The 736-nt window shown below is 48.2% G+C and carries 1 protein-coding gene; it reads right to left on the bottom strand.

Translation table 11 applies throughout. From position 1 onward, the window contains the following. The coding region (locus tag A3763_RS03085) for an MBL fold metallo-hydrolase (protein ID WP_197482719.1) at nucleotides 1-736 on the bottom strand (736 nt) is incomplete at both ends.

The raw sequence follows: 736 nt of genomic DNA, 5'->3' as shown, positions 1-736 counted from the left end.
GTTCCTTACCTAAGCCAGAGCCCACATGCCCTCTTTCAGATTTAGGTAATCGCTTTCCGTACATGTACATAGAGCGACGTCCCATTGCCATGCCTGCCACCACATTTTCACTGGTGGCCTCTTCCATAAAGCCTTCTGGCGCGATCACTTTAAGTTGCTGTTGGCTGACTTGTTCTGGAGAGGCAATGCCATGGGCACCGCCAAAGTGATCAATATGAGAATGGGTGAACAAAATGGCGCTAACGGGTCTTTTTCCTAATTGATCATTTACCAGTTTCATTGCCACGCGTGCCGTTTCCACTGTGGTTAACGGGTCTATCACGATCCAGCCCGTCTCTCCACGAATCACGGTCATATTGGCCAGATCGAAACCACGAACCTGATATATCCCCTCTGATAACTGATACAAACCATGCCTGTTGTTGAGTCCCGCCTGCCGCCAAAGACTAGGATTTACAGTTGCAGGAGCTTGTCCTTGTATGAACTCATAGGCCTTTGTGTTCCAGGCCAATTTTCCGGAGGCGGATACTTGAAGGCCTTCTACCGTGGCTATGAAGCCTCGTTTGGATTGTGCGATATCTTCAGAATCTTTGAGGGGAAGTTGCGCTTCGACAGCCTGATTCATTTTTTGTGTTATCTGGGTGGCGGGGGAAAAACCTTCGACCGAACCTATGCCATCAACAGTTTCTGTCTGAGATTGAGTACATCCAGTAATCAAAACCGCAATTAACAGAAC

The organism is Oleiphilus sp. HI0128, from assembly GCF_001635365.1.
This window is presented reverse-complemented; position numbering and strand designations above follow the sequence as displayed.